Genomic DNA, 15,650 nt, shown 5'->3' on the forward strand with positions numbered 1-15,650 from the left:
CATGGCAAAACCTCACACTCCCAAATTAAAGTTTTTGTGTTTTGGCGCCGGGGCGATTGGGGGATACATTGGTGGCAGTTTAATTCTTGCCGGACATTCGGTAACCTTTTTAGAACGTCCCGAACAGGCTGAAACACTCCAGTCTCGAGGGTTGGTGCTTAAGAACCCGGCAGGGACTTTTAAGATTGCCTCCTTGCAAGTCGTCAGTTCCCTGGAAGAAACCATCACTGCAGGTCCGTATGATTTGGGAATTCTCGCGGTGAAATCATATGATACCCAGAGCCTCTTAGAGAGTTTAGCACCTTACGCTATAGCGTTGCCCCCCATTTTATCGCTGCAAAATGGGGTGGAAAACGAAATCTTGCTTGCCCAGGTTCTTGGGGAAGACCGTGTCGTTTCAGGCACTGTCACCACGGCTGTGGGGAAACCAGAACCCGGTACGATTGTAGTGGAACGATTACGCGGGGTTGGCATTGCAGCAGAGCATCCTCTGGCGCCAACGCTGGTCGGTGTGATGGATGCCGCAGGTTTACGTGCACGGTTGTATACCAACGGACGCGCAATGAAGTGGTCCAAAATGCTGACAAACTTAATGGGGAATGCTACTTCTGCGATTTTGGACATGCCCCCTTCTGAAATCTACGCCAACCCCGATCTGGTCAAACTGGAAATTGCCATGCTGCGGGAAGCCCTGGCAGTGATGCAAGCCCTGCAAATTCCAGTGGTGGATCTTCCCGGGACTCCAGTGAAAGGACTTGTTTTCCTGTCTTCCCTGCCCATTCGGCTCAGTCAACCCCTCTGGCAACAGGTCTTGGGGAAAGGTCGTGGAAAGAAAATGCCCTCTTTCCATATTGACCTGGAAAGCGGAAGGGGAAAATCGGAAGTGGAGTTTTTGAATGGGGCAGTCGTTCGGTTTGGACAGAAAGCGGGGGTACCTGCACCTGTGAATCGATGCCTGACTGAATTGCTTATGGGAATCACCAAGGGAGAGATAGCCTGGGAAGATTTCCGGCATAACCCTACTGCCCTACTGAAACGATGTGGTTTTCCTTCCTGAAAAAACTTGACGCACTCTTCAGTTGCGGTACAATTATTTTTAGCCGGGGCGATGGCGGAACCGGCAGACGCAGTGGACTTAAAATCCACCGGTGGCAACACCTTGTGGGTTCGACTCCCACTCGCCCCACTGAAACAGCGCTTTTTCAAGCGCTGTTTTTTCTTGACAAAATCCCGTTATATCGTAAAATTACGATATAACATATGGCTAAGAAAGAGATTCCCCCGTTACAACAACTTTCTCCAGAGCAAAAAAGGCTGATCCTTATGCTCAAAGCGCTGGGGAATCCCATTCGTTTTCGCATCATGCAGTTTCTTGCAGAGAAGCAAATGTGTATTACAGGGGATGTGGTTGAATTTACTACGCTGGCACAATCCACAGTCAGTCAACATCTCAAAGTTTTAAGGGATGCCGGTTTAATTAAAGGTGAAATTGAGGGTCCGGCAACTTGTTATTGTATTAGCGAGGAAGGAGTGCAGTTTTTAAAAGAGTATATTGAATCCTGGCTGCCTGGTTGTTGTTCTGAAACAGAATAGGCAATTTTTTCTGTCCATTAAATCGGTTTTTTACGATAAACAGAGGCGTTATGTCCACTTCTGAAAATGTTCGCGCTTACTTTAACCAAAATGCGTTTCGATGGGATACGTTACGCACAGAGTACTTTCCAGATACTTTGCGGGAAGTCATTCTATCAAAAGCCTATTTACGCCCTGAAATGGTGGTGGCAGATATTGGGGGAGGCACTGGATTTGTTACTTTGGGATTAGCAACCCGGGTAAATCAGGTTCATCTGGTAGAACCTTCATCGGCAATGCTGGAAATTGCCAAGAAGAATTTATCTGCGTTTACCAATATCATTTACCACCAAACCGGTGTTGAAAATTTACCTTTTCCGGAAGAAAGTCTGGACGCTATGTTTGCAAATATGGTTCTGCACCATTTGCCTGATCCAGAGCAGGGAATTAAGGAAATGGTTCGCGTCCTTCGCCCGGGGGGACGTCTGATTTTGACCGATTTGGACAACCATTCATATACCTGGTTCAAAGAAGAAATGGCGGACGTGTGGCTGGGATTTGACCGGCAGGAAATTCGCAAATGGTTCGAACAAACCGGGTTGGTGAATGTGCTCGTTACAGATACAAAAGATTCCTGTTGTACCAAGGAAACCTGTCAATGTTCATGCGAATCCTCTTCAAAGGAGGCCCAAATCAGCATCTTTTTAGCCACCGGGACAAGGAAGTATATAAGTATGGAAAAAGTAACCGAAGCCTATAGCGATATTGCCATTATGGAACGTCCCTGTTGTGCCCCCTCCTCCGAAACAGGAAACTCATCCTGTTGTTGTACAAAGCCTCAAGCGTTTTTAATATCAGCGGACTACGCAGAAGAGGATTTGATTCAAGTGCCTGAGGATCTTTGGCAAAACTCATTAGGTTGTGGGAACCCAACGGCATTTGCCCGTCTACAGCCCGGAATGACTGTACTGGATATTGGTAGCGGGCGAGGGTTAGATGTATTTTTAGCCGCGCAGAAAGTGGGAAAAGAAGGACGGATCATTGGGATTGACCCTTCACCAGAAATGCTGAAAAAAGCCCAACAAATTGCCGAAAAATATCAACTGGCAAATGTGGAATTCAGACAGGGAGAGGCAGAGGAAATTCCCCTTCCCGATGAAACGGTGGATGTCATTCTCTCCAACTGTGTTGTTAACCTTTCGGAAGACAAAAGCAAAGCCTTTCAAGAAGCCTTCCGAGTTCTTAAATCAGGAGGAAGACTGAATATCAGCGATATTGTCCTCTCCACCTCCCTGCCAATGGAAATTCAACTGGATGAAACTGGCTGGGTATCGTGTATATCGGGGTCTTTACCCGAACAGGAATATCTCGACTTGCTCCAACAAGCCGGTTTTTCAGAAATAGCGATCGAGAAAAAAGTTCCTGCCGGACAAATAGCCGGAACAGAAATTTTCAGCCTCACGCTCACGGCAACAAAACCATGAATTTGCTGGAACAACAACTGAAACTCTGTAAAACGTTGACAAAATAGAAAAACTCGCGCCTTCTTCTTGCGATTCCTTCCAGCGTTTGCTATAATTCCGCTGGTTAACTCTAAGAAGGGCAAGGGTATTATGATTGACGTCAATGATTTGAGAAAAGGTGTTATTTTTGAACTGGATGGTCAACTCATGCGGGTGCTGGAGTACAGCCACCACAAACCCGGACGTGGCAATGCAGTGATTCGCATCAAAGCCCGCAACTTAAAAACCGGCGCTACGATTGAAAAAACCTTCACCTCAGGCGACCGTGTGCAGGATATCCGTCTGGACTATCACACCGTGCAGTACCTGTACAGTGATGAAAACTTCTTTTACTTTATGGATGTGGAAACCTTCGATCAGGTGCCGGTGAGCAAAGAATTGGTGGAAGAATACGCCGGTTTCCTGAAAGAAAACATGGAAGTCAAACTGACCCTGTACCAGGGACAGCCGCTGGACATCGAACTGCCCACCACGGTGGATCTGAAAGTGGTATACGCTGAACCGGCAGTGCGCGGCGATACCGCTACGGGTGTCACCAAAAAGGTGCGCGTGGAGACTGGTGCGGAAATTGAAACTCCGATTTTCGTCAATGAAGGCGATACCATTCGGGTAGATACGCGTACAGGAACCTACGTCACCCGGGTATAATAATCTAAAGGATTGAGTATCAAACCCTGCCCATCTGAGGCAGGGTTTTTCCTAAAGGGAACAGGAAAAATGAAAACTCCCGCCGGTAAAGAATGCCCTTATTTTTACGGGAATTATTTCCGTGGACGAAAACAGGAAGAATGTCGTCTGATTGGCAATCAGCCCTCTCCCTATCACTGGGGTTCTGACCTGTGTAAAACCTGTTCTGTTCCCGAAATTGTGCTGGCAAACGCCTGCCCGCACATGCAATTGCAGGCAAAGGTGCAATCTTTTCTGTTCGGGCTCATTCGCAGGGTTAAGGTCCTGGCTTACTGCGAAAAAAGTCACTCGATAGTTGAAGAGCCTCAGATTGGTTGCGGGCAATGTCACCCATTTCCTCCGTTTATTCCAAAGGAGTAAAGTATGTCCCCGATTTTATTGATTGATCTGGACGATACCCTGCTGGAAAATTCGATTGAAACGTTTTTGCCCGCCTATCTGAAAGCCCTTTCCAAGCATCTCTCCAATCATCTCCAACCAGAGGTCATGATTCGGGAACTACTGCGCGCTACCGATCAGATGCTGGTTAATCAAAATCCGCAAAAAACGCTGGAGGACGTCTTTGATGAAACTTTCTATCCGGCTGTTAAAGTAAGTAAAGAAGAATTAAAACCGGTCATTGAGTCTTTTTATCGCAGGGTTTTTCCAACTCTGAAATCCTTAACAAGACCTAAACCTGAAGCCAAAGCGTTGATAGAGTATGCCCTGAAAAAAGGTTGGAAAATTGTCGTTGCTACCAACCCTATTTTCCCACTTACAGCCATTGAACAGCGCCTTGAATGGGCAGGATTATCTCCCAAAGAAGTGCCCTTTGACCTGATTACCTCATATGAAACTTTTCACTTTGCCAAACCCAACCCTGCCTATTATGCTGAGGTGCTTGCCCGTTTCGGGTGGAAGGATGAGCCTGTAACGATGGTGGGGAACAGCATGTCAGATGATATTCAACCCGCCGTTCAGACGGGAATTCCTGCTTTCTGGCTCAGCGATACCCCTCCGGAGTCGGAAACGCATTCACCCTCCGGCTGGGGAACGTTCTCCGAGATATACCCCTTCCTGGAGCAAATCGAATACATTCGCTCCACATCCATCTTACCCTCGTTAAACGGATTGATAGGGATTCTGCGCGCTACACTGGCGTTTCTGGACAGTCAACGCCGGACAGTTCCTCTCGAAGACTGGAATCAAAAACCCTCAGCAGAGGAATGGTGCTTGACTGAAATTATTTGTCACCTGAGGGACAGCGATCGCGAGGTGAACCTACCCCGTTTTCGAAAAATTCTGGAAGAAGAAAATCCCTTCCTGCCCGCGGTCAACGCTGATGAATGGTCTTCTGTACGCCAGTACTGTAATAATGAAGACCCTCTGGAAGCCTTACAGGGATTTATCCAGGCACGCATGGAGATTTTGAGCATTCTGGAGTCCCTCTCACCGGAAGCCTGGAAACGTCCAGCGCGTCATGCCATCTTCGGACCCACCACGCTTCAAGAACTGGTTATATTCATGTGCGCGCATGACCGCGATCACATCCAGCAAGTGCATAAAACCATCCCCAAATAACCGATTTTGTATAAGAAATAGATAAGATTTTTAGACAAGCGTGGAATTCAAATTGATTAGGCGGGGGGTCATTGGTATAATCAATTCAAGCATCCAGAAACGATGCTTTACTTGGAGGTATCTGTGAATTCAAGAAATCAGTCCTATATCATCTATGTGTTGCTGTTCATGGCAATCATCATCATTCTGCTGTACCAGTTTAACCAGCAGAGCAGCACACAGGATGTACTCACCATCAATCAGGTAGCCGCTGATATTCAGGCAGGCAAAGTAGCCCGTCTGGTGGAGAACGAGTATCGCTTGAAGGTCATCTATCAGGACGGCACCCAGCGCGACTCGACCATGGAAGCCAATGCGACACTCGTTCAGCAATTGCGTGATTTGGGTGTGACCCCTGAACAACTCTCGCCGACCAAAATCAAGATTGAAATCCGCCCACCCAGCGCATGGGTCAATGTATTGACCGTGCTGGGATACGTTCTGCCCTTCCTGGTACTGGGTGGAGTTTTCTTCTTCATCTTCCGACAAGCCCAGGGAAGCAACAACGCCGCCATGTCGTTTGGGAAGTCCAGGGCGCGCATGTTCACCGGCGATCATCCTACCGTCACTTTTGACGATGTAGCGGGTGTGGATGAAGCCAAGGAAGAATTGAAAGAGGTAGTGGAATTCCTGCGTGAACCCCAAAAGTTCATTCAATTGGGTGCACGCATCCCGAAAGGCGTTTTGCTGGTAGGGCCCCCTGGGACAGGTAAAACGCTCATCGCTAAAGCCGTTTCTGGCGAAGCGGGTGTGCCCTTCTTCTCAATCTCCGGTTCGGAATTTGTGGAGATGTTCGTTGGCGTCGGTGCTTCTCGTGTGAGAGACCTGTTTGATCAGGCGCGCCGTCATTCCCCCTGTATCGTATTCGTGGACGAAATTGATGCGGTTGGACGACACCGCGGCGCCGGACTGGGTGGCAGCCATGATGAGCGCGAACAAACGTTGAACCAGTTGCTGGTCGAAATGGACGGCTTTGACACCGACACCAATATCATCATCATGGCGGCGACAAACCGTCCCGATATTCTCGACCCGGCTTTGCTCCGCCCCGGTCGTTTCGACCGCCGAGTGGTGCTGGATCGCCCGGATATGCGCGGTCGGGAAGCCATCCTGAAGGTACACGTCAAAGGCAAGCCTCTGGCACCCGATGTGGACCTGAGCCTGCTGGCGCGTGCCACCCCAGGATTTGTAGGCGCAGACCTGGAAAATCTGGTCAATGAAGCGGCCATCCTTGCCGCACGGCGTAATAAGAAAGCCATTGGTCGCGAAGAGTTTGAAGAAGCCATTGAACGCGTTATTGCCGGTCCGGAACGCAAGAGCCGCCTGATCAGTGAAGAAGAGAAACGCATTGTGGCCTATCACGAAGCCGGTCATGCAGTGGTGATGAATGCATTACCGGAAGCCGATCCAGTGCAGAAAGTTTCCATTATTGCTCGTGGAATGGCAGGCGGTTACACGCTTTCTCTGCCAGAAGAAGACCGCATGCTCTTGCCCCGCAAGAAAATCCTTGCCGACATGATTGGCTTGCTGGGCGGTCGCGCTGCCGAGGAACTGGTATTTGATGACATCACCTCGGGAGCCTCCAATGACATTGAGCGTGTGACTCAGTTAGCCCGCACCATGGTCACTCGTCTGGGCATGAGCGATGCCCTGGGCCCAATGGTGTATGGTCAAAAGGAAGAATTAATCTTCCTTGGGCGGGAAATCGCCGAACAACGCGACTACTCCGAAGCCATCGCCGAGCAAATCGACCGTGAAGTGCGCCGGTTGGTCAACGAAGCCTACACCAAAGCCAAAGCCATCCTGATGGAACACCGCGACAAACTGGACGCCGTTGCTCAGCGCCTGCTGGAAGTGGAAACCCTTTCACGGGAAGAGTTTGAGAAAATCTTCCCTCCGCCGGTGCGTAAGCGTAATCCCATTCCTACCATTGCGGGGTCAAACAATAACAACTAAAAAAAACAACTGGGCTGTCGAGTAAACAGCCCAGTTTTGTTTTATGCTGCCCGGCGATGCTGTTCAACCAGCACTCGACGCAACAACTTCCCTACCGTAGAACGGGGAAGGCGTTCCAGAAATTCCACCTCTATGGGAATCTTGTAATACACCAGCGATTGTTTACACCATTGAATGATATCATCAGCGGAGAGGGCATGTCCGGGTTTGACAACCACCCAGGCTTTTACTGCCTCTCCCCGAACAGGATGCGGAATACCCGCTACTCCCACTTCCTGCACAGACGGATGGGTAGCAATGACCTCTTCTACCTCGCGAGGCCAGACCTGATAACCACTGACCTTGATCAAGTCTTTTTTGCGGTCCAGAACGTAAAAGTAGCCATCTTCATCCATTCGGGCAATATCTCCGGTGTACAACCAGCCGTTTCGAAGCGTTTGGCGGGTTTCCTCCGGACGATTGTGATAGCCCTGCATGACCTGGGGACCACGAATCAGCAGTTCTCCCGCTTCACCCACAGGCAAATCCGTTTCTCCGTCCTCTAGCGAAACAATACGGCAATCCACATCGGGTAAGGGTAACCCAATGGAACCGGGGCGTTTTTCTCCCAGCATGGGATTGCAGTGCGTGGCAGTGGGAGCCTCTGAAAGTCCATATCCCTCCATGAGTTTTGCACCCGTAAGGGACTCAAAGCGCACACGAACCTCTTCCAGCAAGGGAGCGGAGCCGGAAATACAGGCTCGGATGGAGCGCAAATTCACCTCACCGGATTGAACCAGGGGATGCTGATTAATCAAGGCGTACAGCGTGGGAACACCCGGAAAGAAACTGACTTGATAAGTTTGGATAGCATCCAGCAATTTTGGCAAATCCCGCGGATTGGGAATCAGCACCATGCGCGCCGCCATGGAAGTAGCGACACTCATCCCCACCACCATGCCATAGACATGGTAGAGAGGAATCGCCAGCAAAGCCGTTTCGCGCGCATCTTCCATGCCCGAAAGCCAAGCCCGAAATTGCAGAGTATTAGCAACCAGATTGCGGTGCAGTCCCACTGCCGCTTTGGGAATCCCCGTAGTACCACCACTGTACTGAAAAATTGCCACATCATCCGAAGCCACTTCGGATTTTCTATCCATGCCTGCGAAAGACCAGCGGGTAATTTCTTCCAGGGTGAAAGTTGTGCGCTTGTGGCTGTCCAAACCTGACTCGGGCTGAGGATACCAATCCTGCATGGTGAAAGCATCTTCCAGCGCCGTAAAAATCTTTTTTCTCAAGGGCAAATCTGAGGATAATTGCTCCACCAACGCGCGGGAAGATTCGCCTGCAATCAGAAAAACACTGCCTGAATCCTGGATTTGGTACTCAATCTCGCGTGCTGTATAGGCAGGGTTCATCGCTGAAACTATTCCGCCGGCTTTCAGAACGGCATAGTAAGCCAAAACATATTGAGGCAGATTAGGTAAGAGAATACTTACCCGTTCACCCTTTTGCAACCCCAAAGCAATCAATCCTCTTGCCAGTTGATCGGTTAATTCCGCCATGCGAGCATAAGAAATGGCATGCCCTTCATAGAGGGTGCAAGTTTGCCGGGGGAAGCGCTTTGCGGCTCCATCCAAAAAGTCAAATACCCGTAAGGATGGGTAAGTCAGTGATTGAGGAACGCCCTCATCATATCTATTTAGCCATGGACGATTCATTCTGAGACACCTCTTTCCACCACGAATAAACAAAAGTAAAAATTTCTTCAAACGATATCTGATCTAAATCAAACCAATGAATTTGCGGATCTTCCTCCCGGAACCACGCCCCTTGCTGACGCACATAACGGCGGGTCAGCCGCTTGATTTCGGCAACGGCCTCTTCCAGCGTCCTCTTGCCTTGAACCACTTCAATCATTTGACGGTAGCCAATCGCCGAAAAGGCGGGTAAATCAGGGGGGTATTTTTCCAGCAATCTGCGCACCTCGTCCAGAAAGCCCTGCTGGAGCATCTGCTCAATCCGAGCATCCACACGCTCATACAGAATTTTCCGATTCCTGGTTAACCCAATGATTTGTACCTGATAGGGCGAGGAAGTTTTTCGTCGCTGGTCCGAAAAACGTCTGCCTGTGCTGAAAATGACCTCCAGAGCCCGAATGGTACGGCGCACATTTCGCGGGTCAATCTTCTGAGCGGCAATGGGATCCAGGAAGGTTAACATGGCATGCATGGCATCTTTTCCTTGTTCTGCAGCCATGCGCTCCAGGACTGCCCGCAAAGAGGGAATGGGAGGCTGCTCTGGTGGCTGCCAGCCCTCAATGACGGCCTTAACATACTGTCCTGTACCGCCTACAAGGATGGGAAGTTTTCCCCGCGCATGGATTGCGCCAATTGCCTGATGCGCGGCTTGCTGGAACAACGCCAGACTCCAAACCTCATCCGGATCCGCCACGTCAATCAGGTGATGAGGGATACCCTGGCGCTCGGCGGGTGTGGGTTTAGCCGTGCCAATGTCCATCCCCCGGTAAAACAAGCGCGAATCTGCCGAAACAATTTCGGCATCCAAACGACGGGCAAGTTCGATAGATACCTGCGTCTTCCCTACCGCGGTAGGTCCCACAATAACCAGCAAAGGATTATTCTGTAAGCGCGTTTTCGAAATGCTCAATGAGCGTCTCGCCCCCCTTCTCACGTAGTATAGCAAGGACATCCACCTGCCAGGCAGTCGGTTCACTGTTTTCTTTCTGCAGATACGCCTGAATGGCTTTGAACAAATGGGATTTTTTCTTCTCCGTCAGGGCAGTTTCAGGGTAACCAAAATCCCGATTGGTGCGGGTTTTCACTTCCACAAAAACCATAGTTTGATCTCGCTGAGCCACGATATCAATTTCCCCATACTCCGTACGCACATTACGCGCCAGAATCAGGTATCCTTTTTGGGATAAATACCGGGCGGCCAGGTCTTCGCCCCATTTTCCTACGCGCTGACGGTACAGACTCATTGCAAAACCCTTTCGTATTCCTCCAGCATGCGCCGGACAGTATGTTCAACGCGAAAAGACTCACTGTGAGCCAGCGTTTGTCGGCTGAACTGTGTACGCAAATCCTCATCCCGACAGAGGGATGCCAGTTTTCCGGCAAAAAGGTGCTCATCCAGTGGCGTTAAGAACCCCGTCCTGCCGTCTGCCACAATTTCATCCACCCCCGGAGCCTGCACCGCTACCACCGGAACCCCCGCCGCCTGGGCTTCCATCACTGTGAGTGGATGAACCTCACTCAACGAAGCCGTGACAAATACATCTGCGATGGCAAGGTAATCCGGCACCTGATCATAGGGCACATTTCCTGCAAAAATCACACGATCTTGCACGTTCCTAACCGTAACCATATGCTCAAGACGTTCCCGCTCTTTACCATCTCCCGCGAAAACCAGGCAGGTATTGGGAAAACTGTCCAGGTGATTCAAAAAAGCCTGCAAGAGAAAACGGGGATTTTTCTCCGCCGTCAACCTCCCTAAAGATAAAATCACCTTCTTCCCCAACAATTGCGCATACAATGGACAGCGTTCTTTTTGCCCCTGGCGCAATCTTTCTACCTCAATCCCATTCGGAATAATCACCCCTTGTACATCCAGTGCAAGACGGGCAAGCATTTCCTGGACACTGCGAGATGGGAAAATCACCCGCTGCATTTGTTTGTAAAAGGAAGCCAGGGTTTTTCTCAGAAAGGGTTTCTGCAAATGTTCCGGAATAAACGGTAAGTAGTACCGAAAATAAAGATCATAGCGGGTGTGATTGGTAAACACCAGCGGAACTTGCCTGCCGGATAACATGCGGGCAACCAGCGGTCCGGTCAGAAATGGATGATTCAGATGCACAACATCCATACCTTCCAACAGGGATTGCACTCGGGATGAGAATCGCGTGCCAAGATAAAAGCCATTGGGGAGTGCTATTCCCGGAGAATACACCACATGGTCTTCGTCAGGATTATATGAGGGATCACCAAAAGAAACCACATAAACCTCGTGCCCCCATTGCTCCAGAACGCGTTTCCACAAGGTGATACAATGGGTAACCCCGCTGATGTAAGGTTTGTACGAGTCGGCAACGAAAGCGATGCGCATATTGCTTCTGAAGGCAAATTATAACGAATCCCCGTGTATTTCGTACCTCTTTTACAAACTTCCTGAAGGATTGACAAAAGAGTCCTGGTTTATTAAAATGAAAATCAGTTTCAATAAGAAAGGCAATGATGGAGCATTCAGCCTCTGATTTACCCAGCCAATGGCTTCAAGCCCTTCAGAACGATGGTTGCCGTATCACCCATGCGCGCAGAGCCATTGTAAACTTGCTTATCCAAAGCGATCGAGCACTGGGCCCAATTGAAATTTACGATCTGGCACGCAAAGAATATTCTGCGCTGGGTCTGGTGACGGTTTATCGAACCCTGGAAAAATTAGAGGAACTGGGATTGATTCAGCGAGTCCACATGCCTGATGGATGTCATCGCTATCTCAAATCTGCACAAGGGCATGAGCATCTCTTGTTGTGTACCAAATGTGGCAAAACCGTAACTTTTCGCGGAGACGATTTAAACCAACTGAATCTGAACGTCAGCCAGAAAACCGGTTTTGTCATTCATGACCACTGGTTGCAATTGTTTGGACTGTGCCCAAAGTGTCAGGGGAATACCTGAATTTTTTATTGTTCTTTATTGAAAATGATATTCATTAACTTATGGAGGTAAAGCACATGTACACCAAAAATTTCCTCAAAATTCTATTTGTTCTGGTTCTGGGTAGCGTTCTCATGGGCTGTCAAACGGTCTCAACCTCCCCAGCAGAGAATGGTCGTTTATCTGTAGCCGCTACCACCAGCATTGTGGCAGATGTCGTACAACAAATTGGTGGGGATTCCATCAACGTTCATCAGGTGATTCCGAATGGAACGGACCCCCACAGTTTCTCCCCCACTCCACGCGACCTTTCACAAATTAGCGGAGTCAAAGTTGTATTTGTGAATGGCGCAGGATTGGAAGAAACGCTTTTAAAGGTACTGAAAAATACTGTCCCCGATGCTACCCTCATTGAAGTCTCTCAGAATAACCCTCTGATCGAAGGACATGAACATCCACACGGAGATGAAGCGGGGATGGGAGAAACACATACCACAGAAGGTGAAGAAGGTCACCCCCTTGACCCTCATACCTGGACGGATCCCAATAATGTGATGCAATGGGTGGATATCATCGTCACAGAGCTCTCCCGACTGGATCCCGCTCATCAGCAGATGTACCAGAAGAATGGGGAAGCCTACAAAAATCAATTGAAAGAAGCGGATGGTTGGATTCAGGAGCAGGTAGCCCAAATCCCCGCTGAGAACCGCAAACTGGTCACTGATCATCTGGCATGGGGATATTTTGCCAAACGGTATGGATTTGAGCAAATTGGTGCCATCATTCCAGGCTTTTCGACCCTGGCAGAGCCTTCTGCGCAGGAAATTGCGGCACTGGAAGAGCAAATTCGCAGCCAAAACATCCGCGCGATTTTTGTGGGCAACCAGAGTAACCCGGCTTTGGCAAAGCGTATCGCTGAAGATACAGGAGCAAAAGTGGTTCCGCTCTACGTGGGAACGTTGAGCGACTCGGATGGCCCGGCAGCCACATATCTGGCATATCTCCGTTATAATGTAAATGCCATTGTGGACGCCCTGAAATAAGCAGGTGCAACGTGGAAAAAATCAATCAGGGAAAGCCCTGCTTTCCCTGATTTTTAAGTTGAAAGGTAAACAACATGACAAAGTCATCTCAGGGTCTTTTCTTCTTTCCGCCCCACCTTCCCCATCAGACCGATAAACCCATCGTCAGTGTGAAAGGGGTAAGTCTGATATATTCCAACGGACCAGCACTGGAAAATATCCATTTTGACGTGGTTGTCGGAGAAAGACTGGCAGTGATTGGACCCAACGGCGCAGGGAAAAGCACCCTGTTTAAGATCATTGCGGGTGTCCTGCCCCCTACCGAGGGACGTGTGGAAGTTTACGGGAATGAACCGGGAAAACACATCTGCATTGCCTATGTGCCACAACGAAGTCAGGTAGATTGGTCGTTTCCGGTCAGCGTGGCTGATGTGGTGATGATGGGACGGATTGGTAAAATCGGCATATTCCGCCGTCCCACCAGAAAGGACTGGGAGATCGTCTATCAAGCGCTGGAAACCGTGCAATTGCAAGACTATGCGAAACGTCAAATCCGCCAGTTGTCTGGTGGACAACAGCAACGGGTGTTCATCGCCCGCGCTTTAGCTCAGGAAGCGGAATTAATCCTGATGGATGAGCCATTTACGGGGTTAGATTTCCCTGCCCGGCAAACCATTCTCAATATTCTGGACATTCTGAAAGAAAAACACGTGACCGTTCTGGTGGCTCTGCACGACCTGAAAACCGCCGCCGAGCATTTTGATCGCATTCTATTGTTAAATCATCGGCTCATTGCCATTGGTCAGCCCTCTGAGGTGCTCATCCCCTCTCATCTGCTCTATGCCTACGGTGGACAATTGAGTTTGATACCTGCTGAAGAAGGTACCTGGGCAATGGAAGATACCTGTTGCGAGGAAGGAGAGCATTCCCATGCTTGATTGGCTGATTCAACCCTTACAATACCCCTTCATGGTGCGTGGAATCGGCGCGGCAGTGCTGGTAGGAATCGTCTGCGCAGTGGTAGGGTCATTCATTGTCCTGCGCGGCATGGCGTTTTTCGGCGATGCTCTGGCTCATGCGATTCTCCCCGGATTAGCAGTAGGATATTTGGTGGGTGGCGGGGATCGCCAGGTGCTTTTCTGGTGGGCGTTGGGCACGGCTATCGTCAGCGGGCTGTCCATTGGAGCCGTTTCCCGCTCTACAAGGATTCGGGAAGATACCGCTATCGGGATCATCTTTGCAGGGATGTTTGCGCTCGGGATTGCGCTGATTTCGACCGTGCGAAGTTACACTGTGGACCTGGCACATTTTTTATTTGGTGATATTCTGGGAGTTACCTCTACAGATATCAACCTGATTCTGATTTTCAGCAGTGTGGTCATTGGATTGATTTTCCTGTTCTACAAGGAATTTGTTCTGCTTTCTTTTGATCCGGTACTGGCAACAACCCTGCGCCTGCCGGTGCGGTTTCTGGATAACCTCCTGCTGGTGTTGATTGCTATTACCATCGTGGTTTCCCTGCAAACGGTAGGTGTAGCCTTGATGGTTGCCATGCTGATCACCCCAGCGGCAACAGCTTATTTGCTCAGCAAACGTCTGCCCGTGATGATGACGCTGGCGGCTATCATTGCCTCTTTTTCGGGGATTGCCGGGTTATACCTCTCCTATTATCTGAACATTGCCTCTGGTGCGGCGATTGTCCTGACAACAACGTTTATCTTTTTGCTGGTTTGGAGTGCGCAGGTTCTCTGGCAACAAAAAAGCAAGAAACTTGACTGAGAGCCAAGCCCATATTGTCTTTATGAATGTATAATGGAGAATAAGATTCCACAATATGGGGAGGCAGGGCATGGAAATTTTAGGGATTGATATCGGAGGATCCGGCATCAAAGGGGCTCCGGTGGATGTAGAAACCGGCCAGTTAACCGCCGAGCGATACCGCTTACCCACCCCCGAAAATGCCTTACCTGAAGAAGTGGCTCTGGTAGTTGCCCAAATTGTCGAACACTTTCAGTGGAAAGGTCGTGTAGGGGCAGGATTTCCTGCTGCCATCAAGCACGGCGTGGCACAGACGGCCGCAAACATCCACCCTACATGGATTGGACTTCATGCTGGCAACCTTTTCAGCGAAAAATGCGGATGTCCTGTCTCAGTGTTGAATGATGCGGATGCTGCCGGACTGGCGGAAATGATCTTTGGGGCAGGAAAAGGCCAGAAAGGGGTGGTGCTGATGATTACCATTGGCACTGGCATCGGGACAGCCCTGTTCACCGATGGGATATTGGTCCCTAATACCGAGTTGGGACATATTGAAATTCGGGGCAAAGATGCCGAACAGCGCTCTTCGGAAGCCGCCCGCCAGCGGAAGGATTGGACCTGGCAACAATGGGCAAAGCGTCTGAATGAGCATTTGGAGCGCCTGGAAGCCCTGTTCTGGCCCGATTTATTCATCCTTGGTGGAGGGGCAGTAAAAAATCATGAAAAGTTCTTCCCTTATCTAAAACTGCGTACTCCCTTTGTTGCAGCAAAATTGGGGAATCTGGCTGGGATTGTAGGCGCAGCGTGGTATGCTCACACCCAGGAAACGCAAGCCTGATTCTTTGCGGAATATATCTTAAGCAAATCAGGGCGAT

At 49.7% G+C, this 15,650-nt stretch carries 16 protein-coding genes and 1 tRNA gene; 13 read left to right on the plus strand and 4 right to left on the minus strand.

What is annotated here, in order from left to right; translation table 11 throughout:
• Position 1: 1 nt before the first annotated feature.
• The 8 genes from ANT_RS10415 to ftsH all read left to right on the plus strand — a co-directional run bounded on the left by ANT_RS10415 (position 2) and on the right by ftsH (position 7,337).
• Positions 2 to 1,057 (plus strand): ketopantoate reductase family protein, encoded by a 1,056-nt coding sequence (locus ANT_RS10415; RefSeq protein WP_013560479.1) that lies wholly within the window; start codon positions 2 to 4, stop codon positions 1,055 to 1,057.
• 45 nt (positions 1,058 to 1,102) lie between these two features.
• A tRNA-Leu gene (locus ANT_RS10420) sits at positions 1,103 to 1,186 on the plus strand.
• Positions 1,187 to 1,260: 74 nt separating this feature from the next.
• The gene (locus tag ANT_RS10425) at positions 1,261 to 1,593 is read left to right on the plus strand and encodes an ArsR/SmtB family transcription factor (protein ID WP_013560480.1); all 333 of its coding nucleotides are present in this window, start codon (positions 1,261 to 1,263) and stop codon (positions 1,591 to 1,593) included.
• A 50-nt stretch (positions 1,594 to 1,643) separates the two neighbouring features.
• Entirely contained in the window at positions 1,644 to 3,056 is a 1,413-nt protein-coding gene (locus ANT_RS17095; RefSeq protein ID WP_013560481.1) for a class I SAM-dependent methyltransferase, read from the plus strand.
• Positions 3,057 to 3,185: 129 nt separating this feature from the next.
• Positions 3,186 to 3,743, plus strand: a complete 558-nt coding sequence (gene efp, locus ANT_RS10435) for an elongation factor P (protein WP_013560482.1) — start codon at positions 3,186 to 3,188, stop codon at positions 3,741 to 3,743.
• A 69-nt stretch (positions 3,744 to 3,812) separates the two neighbouring features.
• Positions 3,813 to 4,142 carry a hypothetical protein gene (locus ANT_RS10440; RefSeq protein ID WP_013560483.1) on the plus strand — a complete coding sequence of 110 codons (330 nt, stop codon included), beginning with the start codon at positions 3,813 to 3,815 and terminating at the stop codon, positions 4,140 to 4,142.
• 3 nt (positions 4,143 to 4,145) lie between these two features.
• Positions 4,146 to 5,342: a DinB family protein gene (locus ANT_RS16460; RefSeq protein WP_013560484.1), complete on the plus strand. Its 1,197-nt coding sequence runs from the start codon at positions 4,146 to 4,148 to the stop codon at positions 5,340 to 5,342.
• Between the two features lie 123 nt (positions 5,343 to 5,465).
• Positions 5,466 to 7,337 carry an ATP-dependent zinc metalloprotease FtsH gene (gene ftsH / locus ANT_RS10450; RefSeq protein WP_013560485.1) on the plus strand — a complete coding sequence of 624 codons (1,872 nt, stop codon included), beginning with the start codon at positions 5,466 to 5,468 and terminating at the stop codon, positions 7,335 to 7,337.
• Positions 7,338 to 7,378: 41 nt separating this feature from the next.
• On the opposite strand, the gene ANT_RS10455 is transcribed toward ftsH, so the two are convergent.
• From ANT_RS10455 to ANT_RS10470, 4 genes are read right to left on the minus strand one after another with little or no spacing between them, the layout of a single operon-like run.
• Entirely contained in the window at positions 7,379 to 9,037 is a 1,659-nt protein-coding gene (locus ANT_RS10455; protein WP_013560486.1) for a long-chain-fatty-acid--CoA ligase, read from the minus strand.
• Positions 9,015 to 9,986 carry a tRNA (adenosine(37)-N6)-dimethylallyltransferase MiaA gene (miaA, locus tag ANT_RS10460; protein WP_013560487.1) on the minus strand — a complete coding sequence of 324 codons (972 nt, stop codon included), beginning with the start codon at positions 9,984 to 9,986 and terminating at the stop codon, positions 9,015 to 9,017. The genes ANT_RS10455 and miaA overlap by 23 nt, the downstream gene beginning before the upstream one ends.
• Positions 9,955 to 10,320, minus strand: coding sequence for a YraN family protein (locus ANT_RS10465; RefSeq protein ID WP_013560488.1), 366 nt, complete (start codon positions 10,318 to 10,320; stop codon positions 9,955 to 9,957). Before ANT_RS10465 ends, miaA begins: the two co-directional genes overlap by 32 nt.
• Positions 10,317 to 11,444, minus strand: coding sequence for a glycosyltransferase (locus ANT_RS10470; RefSeq protein WP_013560489.1), 1,128 nt, complete (start codon positions 11,442 to 11,444; stop codon positions 10,317 to 10,319). The genes ANT_RS10465 and ANT_RS10470 overlap by 4 nt, the downstream gene beginning before the upstream one ends.
• 125 nt (positions 11,445 to 11,569) lie before the next feature.
• On the opposite strand from ANT_RS10470, the gene ANT_RS10475 reads away from it, so the two are divergent.
• From ANT_RS10475 to ppgK, 5 genes are all read left to right on the plus strand, one after another.
• The gene (locus ANT_RS10475; protein ID WP_049784888.1) at positions 11,570 to 12,016 is read left to right on the plus strand and encodes a Fur family transcriptional regulator; all 447 of its coding nucleotides are present in this window, start codon (positions 11,570 to 11,572) and stop codon (positions 12,014 to 12,016) included.
• A 56-nt stretch (positions 12,017 to 12,072) separates the two neighbouring features.
• Positions 12,073 to 13,038 (plus strand): metal ABC transporter substrate-binding protein, encoded by a 966-nt coding sequence (locus ANT_RS10480; protein WP_013560492.1) that lies wholly within the window; start codon positions 12,073 to 12,075, stop codon positions 13,036 to 13,038.
• 74 nt (positions 13,039 to 13,112) lie between these two features.
• The gene (locus ANT_RS10485) at positions 13,113 to 13,955 is read left to right on the plus strand and encodes a metal ABC transporter ATP-binding protein (protein ID WP_013560493.1); all 843 of its coding nucleotides are present in this window, start codon (positions 13,113 to 13,115) and stop codon (positions 13,953 to 13,955) included.
• A complete protein-coding gene (locus ANT_RS10490; protein ID WP_013560494.1) occupies positions 13,948 to 14,796 on the plus strand; it encodes a metal ABC transporter permease in 849 nt (282 codons plus the stop codon). Before ANT_RS10485 ends, ANT_RS10490 begins: the two co-directional genes overlap by 8 nt.
• 70 nt (positions 14,797 to 14,866) lie before the next feature.
• A complete protein-coding gene (gene ppgK, locus ANT_RS10495; protein WP_041454932.1) occupies positions 14,867 to 15,613 on the plus strand; it encodes a polyphosphate--glucose phosphotransferase in 747 nt (248 codons plus the stop codon).
• Positions 15,614 to 15,650 lie beyond the last annotated feature (37 nt).

Source organism: Anaerolinea thermophila UNI-1, assembly GCF_000199675.1.
In the GTDB taxonomy this organism is placed as follows: domain Bacteria; phylum Chloroflexota; class Anaerolineae; order Anaerolineales; family Anaerolineaceae; genus Anaerolinea; species Anaerolinea thermophila.

Bases quoted from the DNA above. Each gene is read 5' to 3' on its own strand.
- ANT_RS10415 (WP_013560479.1), top strand. From the start codon at position 2: ATGGCAAAACCTCACACTCCCAAATTAAAGTTTTTGTGTTTTGGCGCC.
- ANT_RS10425 (WP_013560480.1), top strand. From the start codon at position 1,261: ATGGCTAAGAAAGAGATTCCCCCGTTACAACAACTTTCTCCAGAGCAA.
- ANT_RS17095 (WP_013560481.1), top strand. From the start codon at position 1,644: ATGTCCACTTCTGAAAATGTTCGCGCTTACTTTAACCAAAATGCGTTT.
- efp (WP_013560482.1), top strand. From the start codon at position 3,186: ATGATTGACGTCAATGATTTGAGAAAAGGTGTTATTTTTGAACTGGAT.
- ANT_RS10440 (WP_013560483.1), top strand. From the start codon at position 3,813: ATGAAAACTCCCGCCGGTAAAGAATGCCCTTATTTTTACGGGAATTAT.
- ANT_RS16460 (WP_013560484.1), top strand. From the start codon at position 4,146: ATGTCCCCGATTTTATTGATTGATCTGGACGATACCCTGCTGGAAAAT.
- ANT_RS10455 (WP_013560486.1), bottom strand. From the start codon at position 9,037: ATGAATCGTCCATGGCTAAATAGATATGATGAGGGCGTTCCTCAATCA.
- ANT_RS10465 (WP_013560488.1), bottom strand. From the start codon at position 10,320: ATGAGTCTGTACCGTCAGCGCGTAGGAAAATGGGGCGAAGACCTGGCC.
- ANT_RS10470 (WP_013560489.1), bottom strand. From the start codon at position 11,444: ATGCGCATCGCTTTCGTTGCCGACTCGTACAAACCTTACATCAGCGGG.
- ANT_RS10475 (WP_049784888.1), top strand. From the start codon at position 11,570: ATGATGGAGCATTCAGCCTCTGATTTACCCAGCCAATGGCTTCAAGCC.
- ANT_RS10480 (WP_013560492.1), top strand. From the start codon at position 12,073: ATGTACACCAAAAATTTCCTCAAAATTCTATTTGTTCTGGTTCTGGGT.
- ANT_RS10485 (WP_013560493.1), top strand. From the start codon at position 13,113: ATGACAAAGTCATCTCAGGGTCTTTTCTTCTTTCCGCCCCACCTTCCC.
- ANT_RS10490 (WP_013560494.1), top strand. From the start codon at position 13,948: ATGCTTGATTGGCTGATTCAACCCTTACAATACCCCTTCATGGTGCGT.
- ppgK (WP_041454932.1), top strand. From the start codon at position 14,867: ATGGAAATTTTAGGGATTGATATCGGAGGATCCGGCATCAAAGGGGCT.